Origin of the sequence: Bartonella sp. CR84HXZ (assembly GCF_042194535.1) — a bacterium.
Taxonomy (GTDB): domain Bacteria; phylum Pseudomonadota; class Alphaproteobacteria; order Rhizobiales; family Rhizobiaceae; genus Bartonella; species Bartonella grahamii.
In genome coordinates this window covers 1-812 of the sequence record NZ_JBHIMY010000112.1, presented here as the reverse complement: position 1 = coordinate 812, position 812 = coordinate 1, and the positions used below count along the sequence as shown (strand labels likewise).

Here is an 812-nt window from a genome sequence, read left to right as displayed (position 1 = left end):
GTCCATGCCATTAGCGCACGCTTCACCCTAAGACAGGGAAGAAACGTCCTATGCGTCTTTAACGAAGCCTATCAACCCAAAGGCGTTAATCCAAATACCGGAACAACCTCACCATCTGTTGAACGTAAAGTTGCATCAGATCTTTAAATAAGCGGGAATTGAAGGGGACAACACATGAGTGATAAATCAAGCATCGAAGATCGAGGATCTATTGGGGATGGCAAAAATAATACATCAAAATCGGATACAAAAAAAATAATCATTATTATAGCTTTTGTAGGATTTTGCGCATATGTGCTTTGGAATATATTTTCAACACCACCAACATCAAAAGACACGGCAAATATTCATAAAAAACAAGACTTTAATAACTCAGTTACTCCCTTAGAATTAGTTTCCGCTGAATCACAAGCAAAAATTGCTCCAATTACACTACCACCCCCAGCGAAAAACCCAGAAAAAATAGTTGAACATGATCCTTTACTTGATGCAGCACAACGTGCTCCCGTATTGGCTTTTACGAGCAATACCCCCCCTTCTTCAACTCAAATGTCGAGAAATAACTATAGTAATAATATAAGTGAAACTCCTAATAATGATTCACAAAGTTTTTCCTCACTTCTAAAGCCTACAAAAATAGAAGGTACAAGAGCTGGGATCATGGGAAATAGAAACTTTATCATCGCCATGGGAACTTCTATCCCCTGTATCTTAGAAACGGCATTAAACAGCGACCAACCAGGCTTTGCAAGCTGCATCATCAACCGTGATATCCTCTCTGACAATGGGCGCGTTGTTTTGCTTGATAAAGG

General features: G+C 39.4%; 1 protein-coding gene and 1 pseudogene. Both read left to right on the top strand.

All coding sequences use genetic code 11. The annotated features are described in order from the left end of the window. A pseudogene (locus tag ACFIKD_RS09670) lies at positions 1-147 on the top strand (P-type conjugative transfer protein VirB9); the annotation flags it as partial. Between the two features lie 27 nt (positions 148-174). Next, positions 175-812: TrbI/VirB10 family protein (locus ACFIKD_RS09665; protein WP_375647940.1), on the top strand; the 638-nt coding region annotated here is incomplete at its 3' end.